This window comes from Microbacterium sp. ZXX196, from assembly GCF_009709595.1.
Lineage (GTDB): Bacteria > Actinomycetota > Actinomycetes > Actinomycetales > Microbacteriaceae > Microbacterium > Microbacterium excoecariae.
Map to the genome: position 1 here is coordinate 99,228 of NZ_WMEE01000003.1, position 25,904 is coordinate 125,131.

24 protein-coding genes and 1 pseudogene are annotated in these 25,904 nt (G+C 72.8%); 10 read left to right on the forward strand and 15 right to left on the reverse strand.

Annotation, left to right across the window (positions count from 1 at the left end):
* Positions 1–9: 9 nt before the first annotated feature.
* Positions 10–1,776 (forward strand): aspartate--tRNA ligase, encoded by a 1,767-nt coding sequence (gene aspS, locus GJQ66_RS03805; RefSeq protein WP_368732640.1) that lies wholly within the window; start codon positions 10–12, stop codon positions 1,774–1,776.
* Positions 1,777–1,946: 170 nt separating this feature from the next.
* On the opposite strand, the gene GJQ66_RS03810 is transcribed toward aspS, so the two are convergent.
* Genes GJQ66_RS03810 through GJQ66_RS03825 form a run of 4 tightly spaced genes read right to left on the reverse strand, consistent with a single transcriptional unit; the run spans position 1,947 to position 4,572 of the window.
* Positions 1,947–2,558 carry a GNAT family N-acetyltransferase gene (locus tag GJQ66_RS03810; RefSeq protein WP_155048009.1) on the reverse strand — a complete coding sequence of 204 codons (612 nt, stop codon included), beginning with the start codon at positions 2,556–2,558 and terminating at the stop codon, positions 1,947–1,949.
* Positions 2,559–2,563: 5 nt separating this feature from the next.
* On the reverse strand, positions 2,564–3,247 hold the full coding sequence (locus GJQ66_RS03815; protein WP_155048010.1) for a uracil-DNA glycosylase: 684 nt from the start codon (positions 3,245–3,247) through the stop codon (positions 2,564–2,566).
* A 4-nt stretch (positions 3,248–3,251) separates the two neighbouring features.
* Positions 3,252–3,767 (reverse strand): phosphoribosyltransferase, encoded by a 516-nt coding sequence (locus GJQ66_RS03820; protein ID WP_155048011.1) that lies wholly within the window; start codon positions 3,765–3,767, stop codon positions 3,252–3,254.
* 34 nt (positions 3,768–3,801) lie between these two features.
* A complete protein-coding gene (locus GJQ66_RS03825; protein ID WP_155048012.1) occupies positions 3,802–4,572 on the reverse strand; it encodes an SDR family oxidoreductase in 771 nt (256 codons plus the stop codon).
* A 125-nt stretch (positions 4,573–4,697) separates the two neighbouring features.
* Between GJQ66_RS03825 and GJQ66_RS03830 the strand changes: the two genes are divergently transcribed.
* From GJQ66_RS03830 to GJQ66_RS03840, 3 genes are all read left to right on the forward strand, one after another.
* Positions 4,698–6,014 carry a bifunctional o-acetylhomoserine/o-acetylserine sulfhydrylase gene (locus GJQ66_RS03830; RefSeq protein WP_155048013.1) on the forward strand — a complete coding sequence of 439 codons (1,317 nt, stop codon included), beginning with the start codon at positions 4,698–4,700 and terminating at the stop codon, positions 6,012–6,014.
* 78 nt (positions 6,015–6,092) lie between these two features.
* Entirely contained in the window at positions 6,093–7,295 is a 1,203-nt protein-coding gene (locus GJQ66_RS03835) for a homoserine O-acetyltransferase (protein ID WP_155048014.1), read from the forward strand.
* A gap of 53 nt (positions 7,296–7,348) precedes the next feature.
* Entirely contained in the window at positions 7,349–8,572 is a 1,224-nt protein-coding gene (locus GJQ66_RS03840) for an MFS transporter (protein WP_368732641.1), read from the forward strand.
* Positions 8,573–8,585: 13 nt separating this feature from the next.
* Here GJQ66_RS03840 and GJQ66_RS03845 read toward each other — a convergent pair whose 3' ends face one another.
* The 3 genes from GJQ66_RS03845 to GJQ66_RS03855 are packed head-to-tail and all read right to left on the reverse strand — an operon-like array spanning position 8,586 to position 10,974.
* Positions 8,586–8,894 carry a thiamine-binding protein gene (locus tag GJQ66_RS03845; protein WP_155048015.1) on the reverse strand — a complete coding sequence of 103 codons (309 nt, stop codon included), beginning with the start codon at positions 8,892–8,894 and terminating at the stop codon, positions 8,586–8,588.
* A complete protein-coding gene (locus GJQ66_RS03850; RefSeq protein ID WP_368732642.1) occupies positions 8,813–10,087 on the reverse strand; it encodes a glycosyltransferase 87 family protein in 1,275 nt (424 codons plus the stop codon). The genes GJQ66_RS03845 and GJQ66_RS03850 overlap by 82 nt, the downstream gene beginning before the upstream one ends.
* The gene (locus GJQ66_RS03855; RefSeq protein ID WP_155048016.1) at positions 10,084–10,974 is read right to left on the reverse strand and encodes an ADP/ATP-dependent (S)-NAD(P)H-hydrate dehydratase; all 891 of its coding nucleotides are present in this window, start codon (positions 10,972–10,974) and stop codon (positions 10,084–10,086) included. Before GJQ66_RS03855 ends, GJQ66_RS03850 begins: the two co-directional genes overlap by 4 nt.
* A gap of 54 nt (positions 10,975–11,028) precedes the next feature.
* Here GJQ66_RS03855 and GJQ66_RS03860 point away from each other — a divergent pair, with 54 nt between their 5' ends.
* Positions 11,029–12,120, forward strand: a complete 1,092-nt coding sequence (locus GJQ66_RS03860) for an NADH:flavin oxidoreductase/NADH oxidase (protein ID WP_155048017.1) — start codon at positions 11,029–11,031, stop codon at positions 12,118–12,120.
* Between the two features lie 23 nt (positions 12,121–12,143).
* On the opposite strand, the gene GJQ66_RS03865 is transcribed toward GJQ66_RS03860, so the two are convergent.
* Positions 12,144–15,809 (reverse strand): multifunctional oxoglutarate decarboxylase/oxoglutarate dehydrogenase thiamine pyrophosphate-binding subunit/dihydrolipoyllysine-residue succinyltransferase subunit, encoded by a 3,666-nt coding sequence (locus GJQ66_RS03865; protein WP_368732683.1) that lies wholly within the window; start codon positions 15,807–15,809, stop codon positions 12,144–12,146.
* A gap of 289 nt (positions 15,810–16,098) precedes the next feature.
* On the opposite strand from GJQ66_RS03865, the gene GJQ66_RS03870 reads away from it, so the two are divergent.
* Complete coding sequence (locus GJQ66_RS03870; protein ID WP_155048246.1) at positions 16,099–17,433, forward strand: hemolysin family protein; 1,335 nt, start codon at positions 16,099–16,101, stop codon at positions 17,431–17,433.
* A complete protein-coding gene (locus GJQ66_RS03875; protein ID WP_155048019.1) occupies positions 17,430–18,488 on the forward strand; it encodes a hemolysin family protein in 1,059 nt (352 codons plus the stop codon). Before GJQ66_RS03870 ends, GJQ66_RS03875 begins: the two co-directional genes overlap by 4 nt.
* Positions 18,489–18,492: 4 nt before the next feature.
* Here the strand turns inward: GJQ66_RS03875 and GJQ66_RS03880 are convergent, their stop codons facing one another.
* The 4 genes from GJQ66_RS03880 to GJQ66_RS03895 are packed head-to-tail and all read right to left on the reverse strand — an operon-like array spanning position 18,493 to position 21,240.
* Positions 18,493–19,053 (reverse strand): MOSC domain-containing protein, encoded by a 561-nt coding sequence (locus GJQ66_RS03880; RefSeq protein WP_155048020.1) that lies wholly within the window; start codon positions 19,051–19,053, stop codon positions 18,493–18,495.
* A gap of 8 nt (positions 19,054–19,061) precedes the next feature.
* Positions 19,062–20,354 (reverse strand): GNAT family N-acetyltransferase, encoded by a 1,293-nt coding sequence (locus GJQ66_RS15355; protein WP_368732643.1) that lies wholly within the window; start codon positions 20,352–20,354, stop codon positions 19,062–19,064.
* Positions 20,355–20,383: 29 nt separating this feature from the next.
* Positions 20,384–20,638 (reverse strand): zf-HC2 domain-containing protein, encoded by a 255-nt coding sequence (locus tag GJQ66_RS03890; protein ID WP_166320200.1) that lies wholly within the window; start codon positions 20,636–20,638, stop codon positions 20,384–20,386.
* The gene (locus GJQ66_RS03895) at positions 20,635–21,240 is read right to left on the reverse strand and encodes a sigma-70 family RNA polymerase sigma factor (protein WP_196215804.1); all 606 of its coding nucleotides are present in this window, start codon (positions 21,238–21,240) and stop codon (positions 20,635–20,637) included. The genes GJQ66_RS03890 and GJQ66_RS03895 overlap by 4 nt, the downstream gene beginning before the upstream one ends.
* 117 nt (positions 21,241–21,357) lie before the next feature.
* Between GJQ66_RS03895 and aroA the strand changes: the two genes are divergently transcribed.
* A complete protein-coding gene (gene aroA, locus GJQ66_RS03900) occupies positions 21,358–22,698 on the forward strand; it encodes a 3-phosphoshikimate 1-carboxyvinyltransferase (RefSeq protein WP_155048022.1) in 1,341 nt (446 codons plus the stop codon).
* 11 nt (positions 22,699–22,709) lie between these two features.
* Positions 22,710–23,759 carry a ribosome small subunit-dependent GTPase A gene (rsgA, locus tag GJQ66_RS03905; protein ID WP_368732644.1) on the forward strand — a complete coding sequence of 350 codons (1,050 nt, stop codon included), beginning with the start codon at positions 22,710–22,712 and terminating at the stop codon, positions 23,757–23,759.
* A 10-nt stretch (positions 23,760–23,769) separates the two neighbouring features.
* On the opposite strand, the gene GJQ66_RS03910 is transcribed toward rsgA, so the two are convergent.
* Positions 23,770–24,573 carry an alpha/beta fold hydrolase gene (locus tag GJQ66_RS03910; RefSeq protein WP_230379259.1) on the reverse strand — a complete coding sequence of 268 codons (804 nt, stop codon included), beginning with the start codon at positions 24,571–24,573 and terminating at the stop codon, positions 23,770–23,772.
* A gap of 23 nt (positions 24,574–24,596) precedes the next feature.
* On the opposite strand from GJQ66_RS03910, the gene bcp reads away from it, so the two are divergent.
* Positions 24,597–25,070, forward strand: coding sequence for a thioredoxin-dependent thiol peroxidase (gene bcp / locus GJQ66_RS03915; RefSeq protein WP_155048026.1), 474 nt, complete (start codon positions 24,597–24,599; stop codon positions 25,068–25,070).
* Positions 25,071–25,163: 93 nt separating this feature from the next.
* Here the strand turns inward: bcp and GJQ66_RS03920 are convergent, their stop codons facing one another.
* Together GJQ66_RS03920 and GJQ66_RS15170 are read right to left on the reverse strand one after the other, a co-directional pair.
* On the reverse strand, positions 25,164–25,694 hold the full coding sequence (locus GJQ66_RS03920) for an ATP-binding cassette domain-containing protein (RefSeq protein WP_368732684.1): 531 nt from the start codon (positions 25,692–25,694) through the stop codon (positions 25,164–25,166).
* Between the two features lie 59 nt (positions 25,695–25,753).
* Positions 25,754–25,843 (reverse strand): annotated as a pseudogene (locus tag GJQ66_RS15170) (iron ABC transporter permease); the annotation flags it as partial.
* Positions 25,844–25,904 lie beyond the last annotated feature (61 nt).

The window sequence follows — 25,904 nt, forward strand, 5'->3', positions numbered from 1 at the left end:
GGATCCTCCGTGCTGCGCACTCACCCGGCCGGCTCCCTGCGAGCCGCGCACATCGGCCAGACCGTCACCCTCGCGGGATGGGTCGATCGGCGCCGCGATCACGGGGGCGTCGCGTTCATCGACCTCCGCGACGCCTCGGGCATCGCGCAGGTCGTCATCCGCGACGAGGAGATCGCGCACCCGCTGCGCAGCGAGTTCGTGCTGCTCGTGACCGGCGAGGTCTCGGCGCGGCCGGACGGCAACGCCAACGACAACCTCCCCACGGGCGAGATCGAGGTCATCGCGACCACGGTCGAGGTGCTGAACGAGTCCGCACCGCTGCCCTTCCAGGTCTCCACCGCGCTCGACGGGCAGGAGACGGTCGGCGAGGAGGCGCGCCTCAAGCACCGCTACCTCGACCTGCGCCGCCCGGCGCCCGCCGCCGCGATGCGCCTGCGCTCGAAGGCCAACCAGGCCGCCCGCGCCGTGCTCGACGGGCACGAGTTCGTCGAGATCGAGACGCCGACGCTCACGCGCTCGACCCCCGAGGGCGCCCGCGACTTCCTCGTGCCGGCGCGCCTCAACCCGGGCTCCTGGTACGCCCTCCCCCAGTCGCCGCAGCTGTTCAAGCAGCTCCTCATGGTCGGCGGCATGGAGCGCTACTACCAGCTCGCCCGCAGCTATCGCGACGAGGACTTCCGCGCCGACCGCCAGCCCGAGTTCACCCAGCTCGACATCGAGATGAGCTTCGTGGACCAGGAGGACGTCATCGCGCTCGGCGAGGAGATCGTCCGCGCGCTGTGGAAGCTGATCGACGTCGAGATCGAGACCCCGATTCGCCGCATGACGTTCGCCGACGCGATGCGCCTGTACGGATCCGACAAGCCCGACCTGCGCTTCGGCAACGCGATCGTCGAGCTCGCCGAGTACTTCTCCGAGACCTCGTTCCGCGTCTTCCAGCAGGAGTACGTCGGATCCGTCGTCATGCCCGGCGGCGCCTCGCTCCCCCGCCGCCAGTTCGACGCGTGGCAGGACTGGGCCAAGTCCCGCGGCGCGAAGGGCCTCGCGTACGTCACGTTCGCGGAGGACGGCACCCTCGGCGGCCCCGTCGCGAAGAACCTCTCCGACGCCGAGCGCGCGGGCCTCGCCGAGATCACGGGCGCCCAGCCGGGCGACGCCGTGTTCTTCGCGGCGGGATTGACGAACGACGCGCGCGCTCTGCTCGGCGCGGCCCGCGTGGAGGTCGCCAAGCGCACCGGCCAGATCCGCGAGGGCGACTGGGCCTTCGTGTGGGTCGTGGACGCGCCGCTGTTCAAGCCGACGGGCGAGGACGACGACGTCGACCTCGGCAACTCTGCCTGGACCGCCGTGCACCACGCGTTCACGTCGCCGAAGCCCGAGTGGCTCGACTCCTTCGAGGAGCACCCGGGCGACGCGCTCGCGTACGCCTACGACATCGTCTGCAACGGCAACGAGATCGGCGGCGGATCCATCCGTATTCACCGCCGCGACGTGCAGGAGCGCGTGTTCGACGTCATGGGAATCGGCGAGGCGGAGGCGCAGGAGAAGTTCGGCTTCCTCCTCGACGCGTTCGCCTTCGGCGCCCCGCCCCACGGCGGCATCGCCTTCGGGTGGGACCGCGTCGTGTCGCTCCTCGCGGGCGCCGACTCGATCCGCGAGGTCATCGCGTTCCCCAAGACCGGCAACGGCTTCGACCCGCTGACGGCCGCCCCGGCCCCGATCACGCCCGAGCAGCGCGCCGAGGCCGGCGTCGACTACGAGCCCGACGAGGACTGAGCCGCAACACGAATCGCCCCTCCCGCGCGCCGCGAGAGGGGCGATGTGTGTATGGGGCGCCGGCCCCGGGTCGCGCGCGCAGGCGCTCTTGCGCGACGCGAATCCCCCGCCCCCGCTGCGAATCGCACAAATGCACCCGGATCCGCGGGACGGGGGTGACCCCTCGACCGTCAGCCGAACAGGCCGCGGCGCTTCTTTTTCTTCTTCGGGAGCTGCTTCTGCATGTGCACGACGCCGAGCCAGCGGCCGAACTTGAACCCGACGCGCCCCATCCGCCCGACCTCCTCGAAGCCGTACTTGCGGTGCAGCGCGATGGATCCCTCCGCGCCCTTGTCGCTGATGACCGCGACGATCTGGCGCAGGCCGAAGTCCTCGCTGGCCGCGATGAGCGCCTCCAACAGCGCCCCGCCGAGGCCCTTGCCCACGGCGGTCGGGCCGAGGTAGATCGAGTTCTCGGCGGTGTAGCGGTACGACGACTTTCCCGACCACGGCGACACGAGCGCGTAGCCGAGGATCTGGCCCGAGGGCGACTCGGCGACGAGGAACGGGAGGCCGAGCTTGCGGATGTGGTCGAACTTCTCCACCCACTGCCGGTGCGTCCAGCGCTTCTCGTCGAACGTGACGACCGAGTTCGTCACGTAGTAGTTGTAGATCTCCCGGATGTCGGGGATGTCCCGCTTCTCCGCGGGGCGGATGGCGTAGGCGAAGGGGCGCTCCACCTCGGGGCGCTTCCGCAGGTGCCGCGGCAGGCGGCGGCGCTTCTGGTATTCCTCCGGGAGCATGGGTGTCAGATTACCCGCCAGTCGACCGGATCCGCGCCCTGCTCGACGAGGTGCGCGTTGGCCCGGGAGAAGGGTCGGGATCCGAAGAAGCCGCGCCGGGCCGACAGCGGCGAGGGGTGCGCCGACTCGATGCGCGGCGTGCATCCGAGACGCGGCGCGAGCCGGCGCGCGTCCGCGCCCCAGAGGATCGCGACGAGGGGGCGATCGCGCGCCACGAGCGCCTCGATCGCGCGCTCGGTGACGTGTTCCCAGCCCTGGCCGCGGTGGGATCCGGGCACCCCGGGCGCGACCGTGAGCACACGGTTGAGGAGCAGGACGCCCTGGGTCGCCCAGCTCGAGAGGTCGCCGTGGGCGGGCCGGGGGATCCCCAGGTCGTCCTCCAGCTCGCGATAGATGTTCGCGAGGCTCCGCGGCACGGGCCGCACGTCGCGCGCGGTCGCGAAGGCGAGCCCGATCGCGTGGCCCGGGGTGGGGTACGGATCCTGCCCCACGATCAGCACCCGTACGTCGTCGAACGGCTCACGAAACGCGCGCAGCACCAGCTTGGGCTCGGGGAGGGCGGGCTCCGCGCCGGCGGCGAGCCGCTCCCCGAGCGCCGCGATCCGCGGCGCGGCCGGGGCCAGCGCGCGCGCCCACCCCGGGTCCATGCGCCCGCCGTCCGCGAGCCCGGCGAGGGTCTCCTCGGTCATCGGCTCAGGCGCTCGCGGGCAGGCCCGCGTCCTCCTCGGCGACCGTGCCGTCGGCGGACCACGGGAAGTTGATCCACAGGTCCGTGTCCTTCCACGCGAAGTCCGGCTGGATGATCGTCGCGGGCTTCGTGTAGATCGTCACGGAGCGCACGTCGGCGCCCTTCTCGCGCAGGAGGTCGACGGCCATCTTCAGCGTGCGCCCCGAGTCGGCGACGTCATCGACGAGCAGCACGCGCCGCCCGTCGAGATAGTTCATGTCGAGCTCGGGCGGGAGCACCTCGGGCGCATCGAGCACGGTGCCGATGCCCGTGTAGAACTCCATGTTGATCGCGCCGCAGTTCTTTGCGCCGAGGCCGTACGCGATGGCGCCGGCCGGCACGAGGCCGCCGCGCGCGATCGCGACGACGACCTCGGGCTCGAACCCGGCCGCGAGGATCGTCCGGGCGAGGTCGCGCGTGGCGCGGCCGAAGCCGTCCCACGTGAGGATCTCGCGCTCGAGGAAGTCGTCTGCCACGGTCATGTCCTTTGTGTGTCGGAGAAAGGGGGCGGATCCGCTACGCGCGCGGAGCGAGCGGGCCGCGGTGCACGAGGTGCTGGGCGGCCTGCGCGACGGGGCGCAGCGTCACGAGGTCGAGGTTGACGTGCCCGGGCGCGGTCAGCGCGTACGCGACGACGTCGGCGACGTCGTCCGCCGTGAGGGGGTTCTCGACGCCCTCGTAGACGCGGTCGGCCGCGTCGGCCGACCCGAGGCGCACGAGCGAGAACTCCTCCGTGTGGACCATGCCGGGCGCGATCTCGATGACGCGGATCGGCTCGCCCGCGAGCTCCTGGCGCAGCGCCGCCACGAGCATCGACTCGGCCGCCTTCGCGGCGTTGTAGCCCGCGCCGCCGGGGTAGGCGGTCTGCGCCGCGGTCGAGGTGAGGAACAGGGTGTCGGCGTGCGTGGGGCCCGCCGCGGCCGTCGCGCGCAGCTGCGGCAGGAGGGCGCGCACGAGGCGCTGGGCCGACAGCGCGTTCATCTCGTACATCCGCAACCAGCCGTCGGGGTCGCCGTCCTCGACCCGGTCGGCGCCGAGCGCGCCGCCCGCGATGTGCACGAGGCTGTGGAGCGGCCGGCCGCCGAGGTACGCGGCGAGCGCGTCGATGTCGGCCTGCTGGGTGAGGTCGGCGGCAAACACGTCGGCGCCCGTCTCCTCGGCCAACGCGGCGAGGCGGTCCGCGCGGCGCGCGACGCCCGTGACCTCCCAGCCGCGCTCCCGCAGGGCGAGGACCGTCGCCCTGCCGATCCCCGAGCTTGCTCCCGTCACCACTGCGCGTCGCGTCATGGATCCAGCGTAATGGGGGCGTGTGACGCCGGGTTTCCGGAACCTTGGCGGCCCTCGGCCGGAGACGTACGCTCGAACCCGCCGGCATCGCCGCCGCCTGACCGACCCGTAGCGAGAGGGATCCCATGACCGACGCCGCCTCGTGGCACTTCGAGACCCAGCAGATCCACGCGGGCGCGCGCCCGGATCCGACCACGGGCGCCCGCGCGACGCCCCTGTACCAGACGACGGCGTACGTGTTCCGCGACTCCGACCACGCCGCGAACCTGTTCGCGCTGACCGAGCCGGGCAACATCTACACCCGCATCATGAACCCCACGCAGGAGGTCGCGGAGCAGCGCATCGCGGCGCTCGAGGGTGGCACGGGCGCCCTGCTCGTCGCGAGCGGCCAGGCGGCCGAGACGTTCGCTGTGCTGAACATCGCGAGCGCGGGCGACCACATCGTCTCGTCGAGCTCGATCTACGGCGGCACCTACAACCTCTTCAAGTACACGCTCGCGAAGCTCGGCATCGAGGTCACGTTCGTCGAGAACCAGGACGACGCCAAGGAATGGCGGCGCGCCGTCCGCCCGAACACGAAGCTGTTCTTCGCCGAGACGGTCGGAAACCCGCAGGTCAACGTCCTCGACATCCGCCTTGTCTCGGACGTCGCGCACGAGAGCGGGCTCCCCCTCATCGTCGACAACACGATCGCGACGCCCTACCTCATCCGCCCGTTCGAGCACGGCGCCGACATCGTCGTGCACTCCGCGACGAAGTTCCTCGCGGGTCACGGCACGGTCGTCGCGGGCGTCGTCGTCGACGGTGGGAGGTTCGCGTGGTCGGAGCACGCGGAGCGCTTCCCCGAGCTCACGGATCCGGATCCCTCGTACCACGGCGTCAGCTACACCGGCGCGCTCGGCAACGGCGTCGCATACATCACGAAGGCGCGCGTGCAGCTGCTGCGCGACCTCGGCGCCGCGATCGCCCCAAACAACGCCTGGCAGCTGATCCAGGGCATCGAGACGCTGTCGCTGCGCATCGAGCGGCACGTCGAGAACGCGCAGAAGATCGCGGAGTGGCTCGAGGCGCACCCCGACGTGGCGACCGTGAACTACTCGGGGCTCGCCTCGTCGCCCTGGTTCGGCGCCGCCCAGCGCTACGCGCCCGCGGGCGTCGGCGCCGTGCTGTCCTTCGAGCTCAAGGGCGGCGTCGACGCGGGCCGCGCGTTCGTCAACGCCCTTGAGCTGTTCAGCCACCTCGCGAACATCGGCGACGTCCGCTCGCTCGTCATCCACCCCGCCTCGACCACGCACTCGCAGCTCACGCCCGAGCAGCAGCTCACGGCCGGCGTCACGCCGGGGCTCGTTCGGCTCTCGATCGGCCTCGAGAACGTCGCCGACCTCACGGCCGACCTCGAGCAGGCCTTCGCCGCCGCGCGCGCCATCTCCGACGCGCGCTGACGCTCGCCCGCCGCGGCGGGCGGGCGCGTGCGGGCGGGCGTGTCCGGCCACCACGGCGGACACGGCAGAATGGATCCGATGGACTGGCAGATCTCCGAGGACACGGTGCCGTCGGCCCCCGTGACGGAGGCCGACACCCGACTCATGGCCGGGCGGCCGCCCGCGACCGGCGCCTGGCAGGACGGCGACCCCGCCGGGGCCCGCCAGTTCGCCTGGCTCGGGTCCTTCACGACGGAGACGGGCGGCGTGCTCCCCCACATGCGCCTCGCCTACGAGACGTGGGGCGAGTTGAACACCGACGCGTCGAACGCGATCCTCGTGCTACACGCGTTCACGGGCGACAGCCACGTGCGCGGATCCGCCGGCCCCGGCCACCCGACCGCCGGCTGGTGGGAGGACATCGTCGGGCCGGGCGCGCCGCTCGACACCGACCGCTACTTCGTCGTCGCCCCCAACATGCTCGGGGGCTGCCAGGGATCCACGGGCCCCGCAAGCATCCACCCGGACGGCGACCACTGGGCGTCCCGCTTCCCCTACGTCACGATCCGCGATCAGGTGGCGGCGCAGGCGGCGCTCGCCGACCGGCTGGGCATCGGGTCCTGGGCCGCGGTCGTCGGCGGATCCATGGGCGGCATGCACGCCCTCGAGTGGGCCGCGACGCACCCGGACCGCGTCGAGCGGCTCGCCGTCATCGCCGCGCCGCCGGCGAACACGGCCGACCAGATCGCGCTGAACTCCACGCAGCTCGAGGCCATCGAAATCGACCCCGGCTTCGCGGGCGGCGAGTACTACGAGGCGGCCGCGGGCGACGGCCCGCACCGCGGGCTCGCGCTCGCGCGGCGCATGGCGATGCTGAACTACCGCGGCATCGTCGAGCTCAACCAGCGCTTCCAGCGCTCGTGGCAGTCCGACGTGAGCCCCCTGGGGCACGGCGGCCGGTTCGCCGTCGAGTCCTACCTCGACTTCCACGGCAACAAGTTCACGCGCCGGTTCGACGCGAACACCTACATCCGGCTCGTCGAGGCGATGGACTCGCACGACGTCGGCCGGGACCGCGGCGGCATCGAGGACGCGCTGGGCCGCGTCACCGCCCGCACCCTCGTGGTCGGCATCGACACCGACCGCCTCTTCCCCCTCGAGGGTCAGCACCGGATCGCGCGCGGGATCGGATCCACGATCCACGGCGACGACGCGATCGTGATCGCGAGCGACTTCGGGCACGACGGGTTCCTCATCGAGACCGACGTCCTCGGCCACCACCTCCGCGCCCTGCTCGCCTGAGAACTGGACACCCGCTGGCCGGCGGAGCCGCGGGAGCCCGGTAGTTTTGTCCCGTGACTTCCTCGACCCTCGCGTCGAGGGGTGCGGCGACGATGGCGCTCCTCTCCATGGCCATCGGCGCATTCGGCATCGGCATGACGGAGTTCGTCTCGATGGGGCTCCTGCCCGACATCGCGAGCGACCTCCTCCCCGCCGCCTATCAGGCGAGCCCGGAAGAGGCCATCGGCCAGGCGGGGATCCTCATTAGCCTGTACGCGCTGGGCGTCGTCCTCGGCGCGCCGACGATCGCGGCTGTGGTCTCGCGGTTCCCCCGCAACCGGGTCATGATCGCGCTCGCCGCCGCGCTCCTCGTCTTCAACGCCCTCACGGTGCTCGCGCCGACGTTCGGGCTGGTCGCGCTGTGCCGCTTCCTCGCGGGCCTGCCGCACGGGGCGTACTTCGGCATGGCCGCGGTCGTGGCGAGCGAACTGCTCGGCCCGACCAAGCGCGGGTGGGGCGTGGCGATGGTCATGTCCGGCCTCACGGTCGCGAACGTCGTGGGTGTTCCCGCCGGCACCTTCCTCGGCCAGGTCTTCGGGTGGCGCGCCGCGTACGTCGTCGTCGCGGTGGTGTTCGCCGTCGCGCTCGTCATGTGCTGGCGCTTCGTCCCGCCGCACCCCGGCGACGTGGGGCGCACGTTCCGCCAGGAGCTCGGGGTGTTCCGGATCCCCCAGGTGTGGCTCACGATCGCGATCGGCGCCATCGGCTTCGGCGCGTTCTTCGCCGTCTACAGCTACGTCTCGACGCTCGTGACCGAGGCGGCGAGCGCCCCCGAGTGGGTCGTACCGATCGCGCTCGTCGCGCTCGGCAGCGGCATGTTCGTCGGCAACTTTCTCGGCGGCCGGCTCGCGGACATCAGCGTGCGCCGCACGCTTCTCGTGAGCCTCGGATCCCTCGCCGCGACCTCCGCCCTCGTCGCCGTGCTCGCGCCCTTCACGATCGCGCTCGTCGCGGCGCTGTTCGTGTTCGGCGTGGCGGGGCAGGTCGTCACCCCCGCGATCCAGCTGCGGCTGCTCGACGTCGCTGCGGAGCACCAGGCGATCGGGGCGGCGCTGAACCACTCCGCGCTCAACATCGGCAACAGCCTCGGCGCGGCGCTCGGCGGCGCCGTCATCGCGGCGGGCTTCGGCTACGTTGCGCCGGCGTGGCTCGGCATCGGCCTCGCGCTCGCGGGCCTCGTCATCGCCGCCGTCGCGTTCGCGGCCGAGCGGCGCGTGCGGATCCCCGCCGCGGCCTGACCGAAGGCGGGCGCTACGCCTCGTCGATCGCCTGCTCGAGGCGCTCGAGCTTGCCGTCGATCTCGCCCGCATAGCCGGGCCGGATGTCGGCCTTCAGCACGAGCGAGACGCGGGATCCGAAGGGCGCCACGGCCTCCGTCGCCCGCCCTACGACGCCCATCACCGTGTCCCAGTCGGGCCCCTCGATCTCCGTGAACATGCTCGAGGTGCGGTTCGGCAGGCCCGACTCGCGCACGACCTTCACGGCCGCGGCGACGGCGTCGTGGACGGAGGCGTCGGCGCGGCCGGTTCCGGACGGGGCGACGGAGAAGGCGACGAGCATGGGACTCCCGGGGCTGGGGTGCGGACGAGGCGGACCACGGCCCACACCCCAAGCGCGACGACGAGGGCGTTGCGCAGGACGAGGACCGCGAGCCCCACGCTATCGCCCCCGAGCACGAGGTGATACGCGATCGGGTAGACGAGTTGCGTGAGGCCGGCGATCGCGAGCGCCAGCGCCGCGGGACCGCGGGCGGCGCGCCGGTCCCACAGGATCCAGAGCACGACCGGCGCGACGAGCCAGGTCTGGAACTGCGGGGATCCGACCTTGTTCGTCGCGATGAGCGCGACGACGAGCGCGAGCGCGAGCGGCGGGAGCACGGCGCGCGCATCCGCGCCCGCGCGGACCCGCCACGCCCCGAGCGCCGCGATCGCGGCGACCGCGATCACCATGAGCGGCGTGAGGGCGGCGGCGACCGCGGCGACGCCGGGTCCATAGACCTGGTAGGTCAGGATCTCCGTGTCGTACGCGACAACGGCTCCCCCCACCCCCAGCGCGAAGGGCGTCGCCGCGATCGCCTCGACCTGCAGGCCGCGCTCCCCCTGAGTCGTGACGAAGCCCGCGAGGTGCGTCCCGCCGCCCGCCAGCAGCACGACCCCGGCCACCGCGGCCGAGACCGCGACGGCGCCGAGCGCGACCGGGCCCCGCGTGCGCAGGGCGACGACGGCGGCCAGGCCGAGGGCCGCGGGCCACACCTTGATCCAGGCGCCCGCGGCGACGAGCGCGCCGGCGACGGCGGGGCGGGATCCGAGCCACACCACCGCGAGGACCGCGAGCGGCACCGTCACCGCGTCGATGCGGAAGAGGCCGACGGGGCCCAGGAGCACGACGAACCCGGCCCAGAACGCGCCCGCGGAGAGGCGGGCCCGCGAGCGCCCGCGGCCGACGAGCAGCGCGAACGCGACGACATCGAGCGCCGTCACGAGCGCGGCCCACGCGGCCGCGTATGACGAGAACCACACGAGCGTATGGGCGAGGAGCATGGGGGCCAGCGCCAGCGGCGGGTAGACCCAGTCCTCGGTGAGGCCGGGGACGTACGCGCCCTCGAGAGCGGCCCGGCTCCACGGCTCGTAGACGAGGTAGGTGTCGCCCATGGGCTGGTTCGGCCACAGCCAGCCGGCCGCGATCGCGAGGGCGTGCGCCGCGACGAACGCGGCCCAGCAAGCGAGAAGGCGCACCCGGCGCCCGTGGGTCACGCGAACGCCTCCGCGAAGGCGGCCGGGAGCGCCTCGGCCACGTCAAGCGCCGCGATCGGCCGGCCGGGTCCCGCCGCGATGCGGCCCGCCGTGCCGTGCAGCCAGGCGGCCGTCGCGGCGATCGGGCCAAGCTCCTCCACGTCCACCTCGCGGGCGCGGTCGCGCGCGGCGGCGCCCGCGAGGATCGCGCCAATCGCGCCCGCGAGCACGTCGCCCGTGCCCGCCGTCGCCAGCCACGGCGTGCCGCTGCGCACGACGGTCCACCAGCCGCCCGGCGTCGCGACGATCGTCTCGGCGCCCTTGAGCAGCACGACCCCTCCGACGCCGACGGCCGTCTCGCGCGCCACGAGCACGCGTTCGCGGAAGCCGCCGTCGAGCCGGTCCTGCAGAGGATCCACGTCGATGTCGTCGACGCCGAGGCCGAGCGGGATCCGCACCTCGCGCAGCTCCCGGTCGTGCGGGGTCACGACGAACGGGCCCACGGCGCGCGGGGCGAGGTCGAGCGCGCCGGCGTCGATGACGACGGGCGCGCCCAGCGCGAACATGCCCAGGATCGTGCGGGTCGAGGCCTCGTCGCGCGTGCGGCCGTCGATCCCGGATCCGACGACGATCGCGTCCGTGCGCCCCGCCTCTGTGACGGTCTCGGGGCGGCGCTGGAGCACGAGCTGGCCGACAGGGTCCGGCCCGAACCAGCGCACCATTCCGACGCCCGCCCGGGTAGCGCCCTCGACCGAGAGGACCGCGGCGCCCGGGAATTCCTCGGATCCGGTCAGCAGCGAGACGACGCCGCGGGAATACTTGTGGTCGCCGTGCGTTGGCACGCGGAGAACGCTCGCGGCATCGGATGCCACCCACTCGTTGTCGCCCCACTCGAATCCGCCCGGCATGCCGCCAGACTATCGGCGTCTCGCGGGGCGGATCCTCCACGTCGAAAGGCCCCCATGAGCCAGCTCTTCACGCCCCTCGAGATCCGCGACGTCACCTTCCGCAACCGGCTCTGGGTCGCGCCGATGTGCCAGTACAGCGCGGTCGACGGGATCGTGAACGACTGGCACCACGTGCACCTCGCGCAGTTCGCCTCCGGCGGCGCCGGGCTCGTGATCGCCGAGGCCACGGCGGTCGTGCCCGAGGGGCGCATCTCCCCCGAGGACGCGGGGCTCTGGAACGCCGCGCAGATCGACGCGTGGCGCCCCGTCACGCGCGCGATCGCGGAGCGCGGATCCGTCGCGGGCGTCCAGCTCGCGCACGCGGGGCGCAAGGCCTCGACGTTCTCGCCGTTCGCGGAGGGATCCGGATCCGTGCCCGCGGCCGAGGGCGGGTGGACGACGGAAGCCCCGTCGGCCGTCGCGTACGACGGGTTCGCGGCGCCCGAGGCGATGTCCGCGGGCCGCGTGGGCGAGGTCATCGAGGCGTTCCGCCAGGCCGCGGGGCGCGCGATCGAGGCGGGGTTCCGGGCGATCGAGATCCACGCCGCGCACGGCTACCTCCTCCACGAGTTCCTCTCGCCGCTCACGAACGACCGCACCGACATCTACGGCGGGACGCTGGAGAACCGCGCGCGCCTGACGCTCGACGTCGTGCGCGCGGTGCGCGAGGAGGTCGGCGAGGGCGTGCCGCTCCTCGTACGCTTCTCGGCGACGGACGCCGCCGACGGCGGGCTCGTGACCGACGACGTCGCGCAGGTGTCCGCGTGGGCGCGTGAGGCCGGCGCCGACTTCATCGACGTCTCCACGAGCGGCCTCGTCGCGCACCAGCAGATCGACGTGTTCCCCGGTTACCAGGTCCCGCACGCGGCCCGGATCCGCGAGGTCGCGGGCGCTCCCGTCGGCGCGGTCGGCATCATCACCTCGGGCGAGCAGGCCGAGCGGATCCTCGCGGAGGGATCCGCCGACGTCATCCTCGCGGGCCGCGAATGGCTGCGCGATCCGCACTTCGGTCTCCGCGCGGCGGCGGAGCTCGGCGAGGACCCCGCTGCGCTGTGGCCCGCGCAGTACCTCCGCGCGCACCGCGCGCCCGCGCTCGCCCGCGCGTAGGCCCCGGTAAGGGCCTGACCGGGTTAGCGGGCGAAGGCCCGGCGCATGAGCTCCGTGTGCTCGACGGCGTGGACCTTGGAGGATCCGGTCGAGGGGGCCGCCGCCGCCGGGCGCGAGACGACCGAGAAGCTCCGGCCGACCGCCTGCTGCACCCACTGCTGGATGAACGGCCAGGCGCCCTGGTTCTCCGGCTCGTCCTGGACCCACACGACCTCGGCGTTCGGGTACTCCCCGAGCACGCGCGTGAGCTCCTCGATGGGCGCCGGGTAGAACTGCTCGAGGCGCACGAGGGCGACCTGCGGGTCGTCCTTCTTCTGCACCTCGGCCGCGAGGTCCCAGTGGATCTTGCCCGCGTGCACGAGGACGCGGGTCACGGCGGCCTTGTCGATCGGCCGGTCGTCGCCGATCACGGGGCGGAACGCGCCCTCGGCGAAGTCGGCCACCTCGCTCGTCGCTCCGCGCAGGCGCAGCATCGCCTTGGGCGTGAAGACCACGAGCGGGCGGCGCGGGCGTGAGTACGCGTGACGGCGCAGCAGGTGGAAGTACGACGCGGGCGTCGAGGGGCGGGCCACCGTCATGTTGTTCTGCCCGCACAGCTGCAGGAAGCGCTCGATGCGCGCGGACGAGTGGTCGGGGCCCTGGCCCTCGTAGCCGTGCGGCAGGAGGAGGACGACGCCCGATTCCTGACCCCACTTCTGGTCGGCCGAGGAGATGAACTCGTCGATGATCGACTGCGCGCCGTTGACGAAGTCGCCGAACTGCGCCTCCCACAGGACGAGCGCCTCGGTGTCCTCGACCGAGTAGCCGTACTCGAAGCCGAGCGCGGCGTATTCGCTGAGGAGCGAGTCGTACACGCTGAAGCGGGCCTGGCCCTCCGCGAGGTTCGCGAGCGGCAGCCACTCCTGGCCGTTGACGCGGTCGTGGAAGACGGCGTGGCGCTGCACGAACGTGCCGCGGCGCGAGTCCTGCCCGACGAGGCGCACGGGCGTCCCCTCGAGGAGGAGGGATCCGAAGGCCAGCAGCTCGCCGAAGCCCCAGTCGATCTTGCCCTCGCGGCTCATCTGCGTGCGCTTGTCCAGCAGCTGCTGGAGCTTCGCGTGCACCGTGAAGCCCTCGGGCTTGTTGCTGTGCGCGTCGCCGATCTGCGCGACGACGCCGGCGCCGACGCCCGTCTCCTCGGGCTCGGTCTCGACCTCGGGGGGCAGCTGCTCGGGCGTGACCACGGGGATCGCGCCGGTCTCGGCCGCGTGCGTCTCGGCGAAGGCGACCTCGAGGCGGTTCTGGAAGTCGGCCTTGGCCGCCTCGTACTCCTCCTCGGTGATGTCGCCGCGCCCGACGAGCGCCTCGGTGTAGAGCCGGCGCACGGAGCGCTTGGCCTCGATCAGGCCGTACATCAGCGGCTGCGTCATCGACGGGTCGTCGCCCTCGTTGTGACCGCGGCGGCGGTAGCAGACGAGGTCGATGACGATGTCGCGCTGGAAGGTCTGGCGATACTCGAACGCGAGCTCCGCCGCGCGCACGACGGCCTCGGGGTCGTCGCCGTTGACGTGCAGCACGGGGGCCGCGATCGTCTTGGCGACGTCGGTCGCGTAGCGCGAGGTGCGGGCGTCCTGCGGGAGCGTCGTGAAGCCCACCTGGTTGTTCACCACGATGTGGACCGTGCCGCCCGTGCGGTAGGCACGGAGGTTCGACATCTGCAGCGTCTCGACGACGACGCCCTGGCCCGCGAACGCCGCGTCGCCGTGCACGAGGATCGGCAGCCACGGGAAGGTGCCCTTCTCGTACCGGTCCTGCTTGGCGCGGACGATGCCCTCGAGCACGCCGTCGACCGTCTCGAGGTGCGACGGGTTGGCCGCGAGATACACGTCGATCTCGTTGCCGTCGGTGCCCGTGAAGGTGCCCTCCGTGCCGATGTGGTACTTCACGTCGCCGGATCCGCGCTTGTTGCCGGGCAGGGCGCCCTCGAACTCGCTGAAGACGTCGCCGTAGGTCTTGCCCGCGATGTTCGTCAGCACGTTGAGGCGACCGCGGTGCGCCATCGCGACGGCCGCGCCGGCGAGGCCCGCCGAGGCCGCGCCGTCGATGACGCGGTCGAGCAGCGGAATGAGCGACTCGCCGCCCTCGAGGGAGAAGCGCTTCTGGCCGACATACTTCGTCTGCAGGAAGGTCTCGAACGCCTCGGCCTGGTTGAGCTTGCCGAGGATCCGGAGCTGCTCGTCGTGGTCGGGCTTCTCGTAGGGCCGCTCGAGCTTGGCCTGGAACCACTCGCGCTGCTCGTGGTCGGCGATGTGCATGTACTCGATGCCGGTCGTGCGGCAGTACGTGTCGCGCAGCACGCCGAGGATGTCGCGCAGCTTCGCCTGGCGCTTGCCGCCGAAGCCGCCCGTGACGAACTCGCGCTCGAGGTCCCAGAAGGTCAGCCCGTGCGACTCGATCTCGAGGTCGTGGTGCTCGCGCTGCGAGTAGGCCAGCGGGTCGATGTCGGCCATGAGGTGGCCGCGGACGCGGTAGGCGTTGATGAGCTCCTGCACGCGCGCGGTCTTGTCGACGCGCTCCGCGATGTCGACCGAGACGTCGGCGTTCCAGCGGATCGGGGCGTACGGGATCCGGAGGGCCGCGAAGATGTCCTCGTAGAAGCCGTTGCCGCCGATGAGGAGCTGGTGCACGACCTTCAGGAACTCGCCGGATCCCGCGCCCTGGATGACGCGGTGGTCGTAGGTCGAGGTGAGCGTGATCGTCTTGCCGATCGCGAGCTCGTTGAGGGTCTTCTGGCTCGCGCCCGAGAACTCGGCCGGATAGTCGAGGGCGCCGGCGCCGATGATGCAGCCCTGGCCCTTCATGAGGCGCGGGACGGAGTGGACCGTGCCGATGCCGCCCGGGTTCGTGAGCGACACGGTCGTGCCGGCGAAGTCGTTCGCGGTGAGCTTGTTCGCCCGCGCGCGCTTGACGAGGTCCTCGTACGCCGAGAGGTACTCGCTGAAGGTCAGCGACTCGGCGTTCTTGATGCTCGGCACCATGAGCGCGCGGGTGCCGTCGGGCTTCGGCAGGTCGATCGCGATGCCGAGGTTCACGTGCGCCGGGGCGACCACGCTCGGCTTGCCGTCGATCTCGGCGTAGTAGACGTTCTGGCTCGGGAAGGCCTTGAGCGCCTGGATGAGCGCCCACCCGATGATGTGCGTGAACGAGACCTTGCCGCCGCGGGTGCGCGACATGTGGTTGTTGATGACGATGCGGTTGTCGATCATCAGCTTCGCCGGCACCGTCCGCACCGACGTCGCCGTGGGCACGGAGATCGACTGGTCCATGTTCTTGGCCAGCGTTTTCGTCATGCCCTTCATGACGGTGACCTTGTCCTCCGCCGGCTCCGCGTCGCCCGCCGACTTCTTCGCCTCGGGCTCCGCGGGGATCGGCGCGGCCGCCGCGGGCTTCGCCGTCGTCTTGGCGACGGGCGGGGCGGCGGGGGCCGCCTGCGGCTTCGGCGCCGGGGTAGGCTGCGGCTTGGCGGGGGCCGCCGATGCCGGGGCTGCGCCGCCCTGCTCCTCAGCGAGCCTCTCCATCACCGGCCACCACTCCCTGTCGACGGTGTCCTTGTTCACCTTGTACTGACGAAAGAGCTCGTTGATCAGCCACTGATTGGCCCCGAACTCCTCGTCGCTCGACGTTCCGGTACCCGTCACCTGACTCGACACGGTCAGATCGCCCACTTTCATCGAAGAATGATGGTCGTCGCACGCCGCGATTAACGCGTGCGTCCCTCCCGCCAGCCTATCCCACGCACCCTGGTGCATACCCCTCGGATCCCTCCCGGATCCCGGTGTTCCGGATCCGCCGGGAGAGCCCGATTCCCGGGCGGAGGCCCCGGGCGGTGGACTAGGATGACGACATCATGGACGACCCTCCCAGTAGCCGACCCGCGCCCCGATATCCGCGCCACGACGCGCCCTCCCCCGATCGATCGGGCGGTGACCTGCGGCCGTGATGGATTGGATCATGCTGGGCGTGGGCCTCGTCCTCATCGTCGGCACCGGCGTCTTCGTCGCCAGCGAATTCTCTCTCGTCAATCTCGATCGCGCGGATCTCGAGGCGCGCCAGGCCCGGGGAGAGACCCGCCTGGCCCTCACGATCCAGGCGCTGCGCCACACCTCGACGCACCTCTCGTCGGCGCAGCTCGGCATCACCCTCACGACCCTCCTCACGGGGTACACGATGGAGCCCGCGATGTCGCGGCTGCTCGAGCCGCTGCTCGCGGGGTGGCTCCCGGAGGCGGCCGTGTCGGCCATCGCCACCGTCGTCGGCATGGCCGTCGCGACGATCCTGTCGATGATCCTCGGCGAGCTCATCCCGAAGAACTTCGCGCTCGCGCTCCCGCTCGCGACCGCGAAGGTCGTCGCCCCCCTGCAGATCGCGTTCACGACCGTGTTCCGCCCGGCCGTGTCGGCGCTGAACGGCAGCGCGAACGGCATCCTGCGCGCGATCGGCATCGAGCCCCAGGAAGAGCTCTCGGGCGCGCGCACGGCCGAGGAGCTCTCGAGCCTCGTGCGGCGCTCCGCCACGGCGGGCGTGCTCGAGAAGGACACCGCGACGCTGCTCGATCGCACCCTGACGTTCTCCCGCCTGTCGGCCGCCGACGTCATGACCCCGCGCCCCCGCATGCACGCGGTCGCCGTGGGCGAGGTCGCCGACGACGTCGTGCGCCTCGCGCGCGAGACGGGCCACTCGCGCTTCCCCGTCTTCGACGACGACCTCGACGACATCGTCGGCGTCGTGCACATCAAGGCGGCCGTGAGCGTGCCGCGCGAGCGCCGCCTCGACGTGCCCGTCGGCGCGCTGCGCACGGAGCCCCTGCGCGTGCCCGAGACGGTGCACCTCGACCAGCTCCTCGCGGATCTGCGCGGCAGCGGGTACCAGATGGCCATCGTCGTCGACGAGTACGGCGGCACCGCCGGCGTCGTCACCCTCGAGGACCTCGTCGAGGAGATCGTCGGCGAGGTCGCCGACGAGCACGACCGCCGCCGCGCCGGCGTCGTGCGCCACCGCGACGGCATCACCCTCCCGGCGCAGCTGCGCCCCGACGAGGCGCACGAGCGCGCGGGCGTCGAGGTGCCCGAGTCGGACGACTACGACACGATCGGCGGGTTCATCATGAGCACGCTCGAGCGGATCCCCGCCGTCGGCGACACCGTCACGGTGGAGGGCGGATCCCTCGTCGTGCAGCGCATGGACGGGAGGCGCGTCGACCGCGTGCGCTTCACGCCCGACCCGTCGCCGCTCGCGACGGAAGAGCCCGCCCGCGGCGAGGGGAGCCTCACATGAGCGACTGGGCAGGAATCGCCTGGCTCGTCGTGCTGCTGATTGGCAACGCGTTCTTCGTCGGCGCCGAGTTCGCGGTCATCTCCGCGCGGCGCTCGCAGATCGAGCCGCGCGCAGAGAAGGGGTCGCGCGCCGCAAAGACCGCGCTGTACGCGATGGAGCACGCGACGGCGATGCTCGCGACGAGCCAGCTCGGCATCACGATCTGCTCGCTGCTCATCCTCAACGTCTCCGAGCCCGCGCTGCACCACCTGCTCGAGGGCCCCCTCGGCCTCACGGGGCTCCCGGAGGCCGCGATCGGCACGGTCGCCTTCATCATCGCGCTCGTGCTCGTGTCGTACCTCCACGTCGTCTTCGGCGAGATGGTCGCGAAGAACCTCGCGTTCTCCGTTCCGGACCGCGCCGTCCTGATCCTCGCGCCGCCGCTCGTGTGGGTCTCGCGGGTGTTCCGCCCCGTGATCTGGGCGCTCAACGGCATCGCGAACGCGGCGCTGCGCGCCGTGGGCGTCGAGCCGAAGAACGAGGCCGCCTCCACCTTCACGCTCGACGAGGTGGCGACGATCGTGAGCCAGTCGCACCGCGAGGGCGTGCTGGACGACGCGTCCGGCACGATCGCCGCGGCGGTCGAGTTCACGGACAAGACCGCGGGCGACGTCGCGGTCCCCCTCTCCCGCATCGTGACGCTGCCGGAGGGCACGACGCCCGCCGACATCGAGAAGGCCGTCCAGACCCACGGGTACTCGCGCTACGTCATCGCGGATGCGGGCGGCGAGCCCGTCGGGTACGTGCACCTCAAGGACGTCCTGCGGGCCGCGAGCCCCGAGGCCGACGCGAAGGTCACAGAGCCCGTGCCGCCCAAGCGGATCCACCACCTCGTGCCCGTGCACACCTCGACCGACCTCGAGGACGCGCTCGCGCTCATGCGCCAGCAGGGCCGGCACCTCGCGCGCGTGCGTGACTCGGAGGGGCGGACCGTGTCGGTGCTGTTCCTCGAGGACGTGATCGAGGAGCTGATCGGCGAGGTGCACGACGCGACCGAGCGCTCGCGCCGGCGCTGACGCCTCAGTCGGAGGAGCGCCCCGGCCCGCCCAGCAGGTCGCGGGCCGTGGGCGCCCCCGTCGGAACGTGCACGCGCTCGATCGCGTCCCCCGCGGCGAGGCGCCCCTTCTCGAGCACGCGGAAATACGTGCCGAGGCGCCGCTCGGAGGCGAAGCGCTTGACCCAGCCCTCCTTCTCCAGGCCCATGCGGCGCGCGAAGGTCATGCAGGGGTTGCGGGGGCGGGTCGCCTTGAGCAGCACGGATCCGATGCGCCACCTTTCGCCGACCACGGCGCGCGAGACGTCCATGCCCTGCGTGCGGAGGTTCTCGCCGAACAGGGTCCCGAACGGGATCTCGCGGCCGAGCGCCTCCTCCCACCACTCGGCGTCCTCCTGCGCGTACGCGTAGACGGCCTGCTCCTCGCCGCCGTGGTGCGCGCGGTCGGCCTGGACGTCGCCGTAGACGCCGAGCGGCCCGACGCGGACGGGGCCCGCGACGGGGCGCTTGTCAATCGCCGTGGTGCCGACGGTCCCGGCGTCCGGGAGCAGCTGGTGAACGGCGCAGACGGCCAGGAGCGTGCCCATGGTAAGAGTCAATACCAGATCGACAGGTGCGGCGCGCGCCGCGCGGACAGCGCGTCCGAGAGCGCGCGGATCTTCGCCGGATCGCCCGTCACGCGCCCCGCGGCTTGCAGCGTCTCGAGGCGGACGCCGCCGAGGTACGCGGCCGACAGCGCGCCGACGTCGAGCGTGACCTCCGCCGCCTGGCCCTCGGCGAGCGGCTCGCTCCGCGCCCCCTCCGCGCCGAGCCGCGCGACGGTCCACGCGCCGTCCGCGAGGCCCAGCGGATCCGTCACCGCCAGGCGCACGCCGAAGGCGCCCGAGAGCTCGCGCGCGGCGAGCGCGCGGGGCACGTCGAGGATCCGGAGCCAGCCGTGATCGTGCGCGCGGCTCGTGACGGCGCGGCGATCGCGCACGAGCCAGCCGAGCGCGTCGTCGACGGGCTGGAGCGGCGCCTCGACCGTGCCCACGAGGTCGTAGCTCAGCGCGAAGCGCCAGAGCGCGGCGTGGGCGTCGGGCGTGGCCGCCACGAGGTGCTCGATCTTGAGCGTGTGGTTGTGATACTCCGCCGTCTCGAGGACACGGAAGGCGAGGGCCCCGACGAGGGCGCCCGTCGCGTCGAGCGCCCGCACGCCGCGCACCTGGCGGGGCTTGTCGACGTCGGGGGTGAGCCCCGCCTTCTGCTCCCAGCGGCGCGGCCAGGCGCCGACATCCCCGGCGCGCGCGGCGCGCGTGCGCTCGTGGAGCTCCCCCAGGTCGCGGGCCAGCTCGGACCGCTCGACGAACTCGAGGCGGGCGGACGGATCCACCCCTCCCCAGCCCGCGCGGCGGGCGTCCACGCGCACGTGCGCGGCGGGCGCGGCGGGCGCGAATCCGTAGCGGCCGTAGATGGTCGCCTCGGTCGCCGTGAGCCCCGCGATCGCGAGCCCCGCGTCCTTCGCGGCGCGGAGGTCGCCCTCGAGCATGCCGCGCGCGATGCCGCGGCGCCGATGCGTCGCGGCCACGGTCACGCCGCTGATGGCCCACATGTCGATCTCGCCGCCCGGCACGCTGAGCGGGGTCACCCAGGCGCACTCGGTCGCGACGGGGTACGGCTGCGGGCTCGCCGCGTCGTACACGCCGATCACGCGCCGCTCGGCGTGGGTGCGCAGGTCGTCGGCGACCTCGGCCTCGGTCGGCTCGTCGCCGAGGAACCCGCGGTACTCGGCGCGCAGGTGGTCGGCGAGGTCGTCGGCCTCCACGACCCGGTAGTCGAGGCCGCGCGCGGCGAGCGCGTCGCGGGAGGTCGGGTCGGCGGGCACGGTGCGGGCGTCGAGAGCGGTCACCCGACCACCCTACGCACCCGCGCGTCGCGTCAGTGCGGGCGCGACTGCACGTCGAGGAGCGACGCGATGACCTGCGCCTTCAGCTCCTCCGGTGCCGCCTCGTCGATGCACGCGCGCTGGACCGCCACCGTCAGGGTGCGCTGCACGGTCGCCTCGTCCTGACAGCCGGGGCAGTTCTCGATGTGCTCCCGGATCTCGCTGTGCTGGGTGCGGCAGCACTCCAGCTCGCCGCGCACGAACGCCTCGAGGTCCGCGCGGGCCTTCTCGCAGCCGCAGTCGCTCACTTCTTCACTCCTGTCTGGGCGGCCGCGATCCCTCGCTCGGCCGCGTAGTCCCTCAGCTTGTCGCGCAGGAGCCGGCGGCCGCGATGCAGCCGGCTCATGACGGTTCCGATGGGGGTTTTCATGATGTCGGCGATCTCCTGGTAGGCGAAGCCCTCGACGTCGGCGAGGTACACCGCCATCCGGAAATCATCGGGAATCTCCTGCAGCGCGTCCTTCACGGCGGACGCGGGCATGTGATCGATGGCCTCGGCCTCGGCGGATCGCCGGCTCGTCGCGGTGGTGGATTCCGCCCCGCCGAGCTGCCAGTCCTCCAGGTCGTCGATCGCGCCCTGGTAGGGCTCCCGCTGCTTCTTGCGGTAGCCGTTGATATAGGTGTTCGTGAGGATCCGGTAAAGCCACGCCTTGAGATTCGTGCCCTGTTCGAAGCGCGACCACGAGGCGTAGGCCTTGACGAACGTGTCCTGCACCAGATCGGCCGCGTCCGGCGGGTTGCGGGTCATCCGCATCGCCGCGCCGTAGAGCTGGTCCATGAAGGGCAACGCCTGGTCCGCGAACTGCGCGCGCGCGTCCGCGGGGGCCGGGGTCGTCTCGGGGGCGTCCATGGCGTCCCAGCGTACGCCGGGATCCGCGATATCCCCTGTTCGCGGCCGTTCAGCCGTGATACACGCCGAAGCGGTCATCCGTCACCTCGTCTCGTTTCCTCACTAGGGTGGAACGCGATGACCACGCGAGGGTATTCCCCCACGTCCACCGCCCCGGCCGACGCGCCGCGCGGGCGATTTGACGCGCCGACGGCGCCCGGCCCCCTGGACGCGACCGTCACGGTGCCCGGGTCCAAGTCGCTGACGAACCGCGAGCTGATCCTCGCGGCCCTCGCCGACGGCCCGAGCCGCATCGAGGCGCCGCTGCACTCGGCCGATTCGTACCGCATGGGCGACGCGCTGCGCGCCCTCGGTGTCACGATCGAGCGGGTCCCGGGATCCAGCCCCTTCGGCGAGGACGTCGAGGTCACGCCGCCGCGCGCCCTGACGGGCGGGTGCGAGGTCGACAGCGGCCAGGCCGGCACGGTCATGCGCTTCGTCGCGCCGCTCCTCGGCCTCGCCGAGGGCGACGTGCGGATGACCGCCGACGCCACCGCGCTTCACCGCCCCATGGGCGCCATGATCAAGGCGCTGCGCGACCTCGGCATCGACATCGACGACGGCGGATCCTGGAGCCTCCCGTTCACGGTGCACGGCCACGGGCACATCCGCGGCGGCGAGCTCGAGATTGACGCGTCCGAGTCGAGCCAGTTCGTCTCCGGCCTGCTGCTCGCGGCCCCGCGCTTCGACGTCGGCCTCCACCTCAAGCACACGGGCCGCACCCTACCGAGCCTGCCGCACATCGAGATGACGCTCGAGACGCTCGCCCACCGCGGCGTGCACGTCGAGCGCCCCTCGGCCCACGAGTGGATCGTGCCGGCGAGCCCCCCGCGCGGCAAGACCATCCACATCGAGCCCGACCTGTCGAACGCCGCGCCGTTCCTCGCAGCCGCGATGGTGGCGGGCGGGTCTGTGACGATCCCGGCCTGGCCCGCGCACTCGACGCAGCCCGGCAGCCAGCTCACCGAGATCCTCTCGCTCCTCGGCGCGCGCGTGACGCGCCGCGGCGGCGCCGTCACGGTCACGGGCGGCAAGACCATCCACGGCGTCGACCTCGACCTGTCGGCCGTCAGCGAGCTGACGCCGACGCTCGTGGGGCTCGCCGCCTTCGCCGACGGGCCCTCGACGTTCACGGGCATCGGCCACATCCGGCGCCACGAGACCGACCGGATCGCGGCGCTCGCCGACAACCTCGCCGCGCTCGGCGGGCACGCGGAGGAGCTGCCGGACGGGATCCGGGTGCACCCCGCCCCGCTCACGGGCGGCACCTGGCGCACGTTCCACGATCATCGCATGGCGACGACCGGCGCGCTCGTGGGGCTCGCCGTCCCCGGCGTCGTCATCGACGACATCGGCACGACGGCCAAGACCATGCCGCAGTTCGCGGGCCTCTGGCAGCACATGCTCGCGGCCGACTGACGGGGGCGCGCGTGAGCTGGTGGGAGGCCGACGACGACGACGACGAGGACGACGTCTTCGACGAGGCCGACGTGCGCGTGCGCCCGAACCCCAAGGCCAACCGCCCCCGCACGAAGCGGCGCCCCGCGCACGAGGACGCCGTGATCGGCCGCGTCCTCGGCGTCGATCGCGGGCGCTACCGCGTACTGATCGACGAGGACGGGCCCGAGGAGCGCGAGACGACCGCCGCGCGCGCCCGCGAGCTGCGCAAGACGGCGATCGTGACGGGCGACCGCGCGCGCGTGGTCGGCGACACCTCGGGGGACGACGGCACGCTCGGCCGGATCGTCGGGATCGAGGAGCGCACGAGCCTCCTCCGGCGCTCCGCCGACGACACCGACCAGGTCGAGCGGGTGATCGTCGCGAACGCCGACCAGATGCTCGTCGTCGTCGCGGCGGCGGATCCGCCGCCGCGCCCCCGGCTCGTCGACCGCTACCTCGTCGCCGCGTTGGACGCGGGGATCCGCCCCCTCATGGTCGTGACGAAGACCGACCTCGCGGATCCGGGCGAGTTCCTCACGCACTTCGACGGGCTCGACGACCTGCGCGTGTTCCGCTCGGCCCAGGGCGCCGCTCCCACGGCGGAGATCGGCCGCGCGCTGGCGGGGCACTCGACCGTGTTCGTGGGGCACTCGGGCGTCGGCAAGTCCACGCTCGTCAACGCGCTCGTGCCCGACGCGGGGCGCGCAACGGGCCACGTCAACACCGTCACGGGCCGCGGCCGGCACACCTCGTCGTCCACCGTGTCGCTGCGCTACCGCGGCGCGGCCGGATCCGGCTGGGTGATCGACACCCCGGGCGTGCGCTCGTTCGGGCTCGGCCACGTCGACCCCGCGAACGTCCTCGGCGCCTACCCCGACCTCGCGGAGGCCGCGGAGAACTGCCCGCGCGGCTGCACCCATCTGCCGGGCGCGCCGGAGTGCGCGATCCAGGCCGCCGCCGACGCGGGAGCCATCGGCTCGTCGCGCGTCGACTCGCTGCAGCGCCTCCTAGAGACCTTCGCGGCGCGCGAGGACTACTGACCCGCGCGCCCTACGGCGCCGCGAGGAACTCCGCGCCCGCGCGGCGGAACTCGCGCGCGCCCGGCGTGTTGAAGTGGTGCCGCCCGGGGATCTCGAGGAACGTCCCCGTCGGGACGGCCGCCGCGAGGCGCCGCGAATCCTCGAGCACGCGGTCCTCGGATCCCGTCGCGAACAGGACGGGCTGCGTCGGCGGGTCCCCGAGGTCCGGATCCGCGTCGCCGAAGCGCATGCCGCCCGCGAGCGCGACGAGCGCGTTCAGGTCGTTGCCGGCGACCCGCTCGGCGAGCGCGACGTAGTTGCGCGTGACCGGATCCGTCACCTCCGCGCCGCTCGCGGCGAACTCCCGCGCCTGCGTCAGGTCGAGGCGGCCGAGCGGACGCCCGTCCGGGATCCCGCCGAGGACGGCGCGCTCGATGCGCTCGGGGAGCGCGGCGGCCGCGTGCCAGCCCACGCGCGCGCCCAGCGAATACCCGAGGTAGCGGACGGGGTCGATCATGTGCGTGTCGATGACGGCCTCGATGTCCGCGACCAGCGCGTCCATCGTGTAGTCCGTCGGCTCGTGGGGCTTCTCGCTCTGGCCGTGGCCGCGCTGGTCGATGCCGACCACCCGCAACCCCTGGCGGAGCAGCTCGCGCACCCACCCCGTCTGCACCCAGTTGTCGCGGCAGCTGGAGGCGAACCCGTGCACGGCGAGCACGGTGGGCGCCTGTTCGTCGCCCCACGCGTAGGTCGCGATGCGGAATCCCTCCCGCGACATCACGAACTGCGGGTCGGGCATCTCGGTCACGAGGGGGATCGCCATGCGTTCCATCATGCCGCCGCGGATACCCTGGAGGCATGACCGACATCCGCCTGGCCGCCGGCGACCCCGCGCCCGATTTCACGCTCCCCGACCAGGACGGCCGGCCCGTCTCCCTCGCGAGCTTCCGGGGCCGCCGCGTCGTGGCCTTCTTCTACCCCGCCGCCATGACCCCCGGGTGCACGACCGAGGCGTGCGACTTCCGCGACGCGCTGGAGCCCCTCCGCGCGGCCGGGTACGACATCGTGGGCATCTCGCGCGACGAGCCGGAGAAGCTGCGCCGCTTCGCGGACCGCGACGGCCTGACGTACCCCCTCCTCAGCGACCCTGACGCCGCCGTGCACCGCGCCTACGGCGCCTGGGGCGAGAAGATGAACTACGGCAAGAAGATCGAGGGCGTGATCCGCTCGACCTTCGCGATCGACGAGGAGGGCCGCGTCGCCCTCGCGGCCTACAACGTCAAGGCCACGGGCCACGTCGGGCGGATCCGCCGGGACCTCGGCATCGCCTGATCCGCCCGGGCGCTTCTGCCGCCCCCCGCGGTGAGTCGATCGCGTCCATGGTGAGCGCGATCGACGTCCGCGGCGCGGTAGGGCGCCCGGCCCTCAGCCGCGGCGGGGCAGCACGACGGGGGCGCCCGTGGCCGGGTCCGGCAGGATCCGCGCGGCGGCGCCGTAGACCGCCTCGATCCGCTCGGCCGTGAGCACCGCTCGCGGCGCGCCCCGCGCGACGAGGCGCCCCCGGCCGAGCATCGCGATCTCGTCGGCGTAGGCCGCCGCGAGCGAGAGGTCGTGCAGCACCGCGACGACGGCGCGGCCGCGCGACGCGAGCCCGCGGGCAAGGGAGAGGACCTGCTCCTGATGGGCGATGTCGAGGGCGGCGGTCGGCTCGTCGAGGAGCACGATGCCCGTGTCCTGCGCGATCACGCGCGCGAGCGAGACCCGCGCCTTCTCGCCGCCCGAGAGGGAGGGGAAGGCGCGGTCCGCCAGGTGGGCCGTGTCGGTGGCGGCCACGGCCGCGGCGATCGCACGGTCGCCCGCCGCCTCGCGGTCCGTGCCGCGCCAGGGCGCGCGACCCATCTCGACGACCTGCCGCGCCGTGAAGGAGAACGCGACCGGGTTGGCCTGGAGGAGCACGGCGCGGCGGCGCGCGAGGTGAGCATGCCGATCGGCAGGTCGGACGCCGGCACCAGCGCCCGTGCCAGGAGGTCGGCGATCACGAGGAGGGCGGATCCGCCGATCGCCGAGGCGACGAGCAGCAGGCGGTGCGCGGGGCCCAGCAGCATCCGTACGACGTGCGGACGACGGGCCGACCAACGCGATGATGCCGACGAAGGCGACCGCGAC

Excerpts from the sequence above, each read along its gene's own strand:
- GJQ66_RS03810 (WP_155048009.1), bottom strand. The coding sequence starts at position 2,558 with ATGCTCCCGGAGGAATACCAGAAGCGCCGCCGCCTGCCGCGGCACCTG.
- GJQ66_RS03815 (WP_155048010.1), bottom strand. The coding sequence starts at position 3,247 with ATGACCGAGGAGACCCTCGCCGGGCTCGCGGACGGCGGGCGCATGGAC.
- GJQ66_RS03820 (WP_155048011.1), bottom strand. The coding sequence starts at position 3,767 with ATGACCGTGGCAGACGACTTCCTCGAGCGCGAGATCCTCACGTGGGAC.
- GJQ66_RS03825 (WP_155048012.1), bottom strand. The coding sequence starts at position 4,572 with ATGACGCGACGCGCAGTGGTGACGGGAGCAAGCTCGGGGATCGGCAGG.
- GJQ66_RS03830 (WP_155048013.1), top strand. The coding sequence starts at position 4,698 with ATGACCGACGCCGCCTCGTGGCACTTCGAGACCCAGCAGATCCACGCG.
- GJQ66_RS03835 (WP_155048014.1), top strand. The coding sequence starts at position 6,093 with ATGGACTGGCAGATCTCCGAGGACACGGTGCCGTCGGCCCCCGTGACG.
- GJQ66_RS03845 (WP_155048015.1), bottom strand. The coding sequence starts at position 8,894 with ATGCTCGTCGCCTTCTCCGTCGCCCCGTCCGGAACCGGCCGCGCCGAC.
- GJQ66_RS03855 (WP_155048016.1), bottom strand. The coding sequence starts at position 10,974 with ATGCCGGGCGGATTCGAGTGGGGCGACAACGAGTGGGTGGCATCCGAT.
- GJQ66_RS03860 (WP_155048017.1), top strand. The coding sequence starts at position 11,029 with ATGAGCCAGCTCTTCACGCCCCTCGAGATCCGCGACGTCACCTTCCGC.
- GJQ66_RS03870 (WP_155048246.1), top strand. The coding sequence starts at position 16,099 with ATGGATTGGATCATGCTGGGCGTGGGCCTCGTCCTCATCGTCGGCACC.
- GJQ66_RS03875 (WP_155048019.1), top strand. The coding sequence starts at position 17,430 with ATGAGCGACTGGGCAGGAATCGCCTGGCTCGTCGTGCTGCTGATTGGC.
- GJQ66_RS03880 (WP_155048020.1), bottom strand. The coding sequence starts at position 19,053 with ATGGGCACGCTCCTGGCCGTCTGCGCCGTTCACCAGCTGCTCCCGGAC.
- GJQ66_RS03895 (WP_196215804.1), bottom strand. The coding sequence starts at position 21,240 with ATGGACGCCCCCGAGACGACCCCGGCCCCCGCGGACGCGCGCGCGCAG.
- aroA (WP_155048022.1), top strand. The coding sequence starts at position 21,358 with ATGACCACGCGAGGGTATTCCCCCACGTCCACCGCCCCGGCCGACGCG.
- GJQ66_RS03910 (WP_230379259.1), bottom strand. The coding sequence starts at position 24,573 with ATGATGGAACGCATGGCGATCCCCCTCGTGACCGAGATGCCCGACCCG.
- bcp (WP_155048026.1), top strand. The coding sequence starts at position 24,597 with ATGACCGACATCCGCCTGGCCGCCGGCGACCCCGCGCCCGATTTCACG.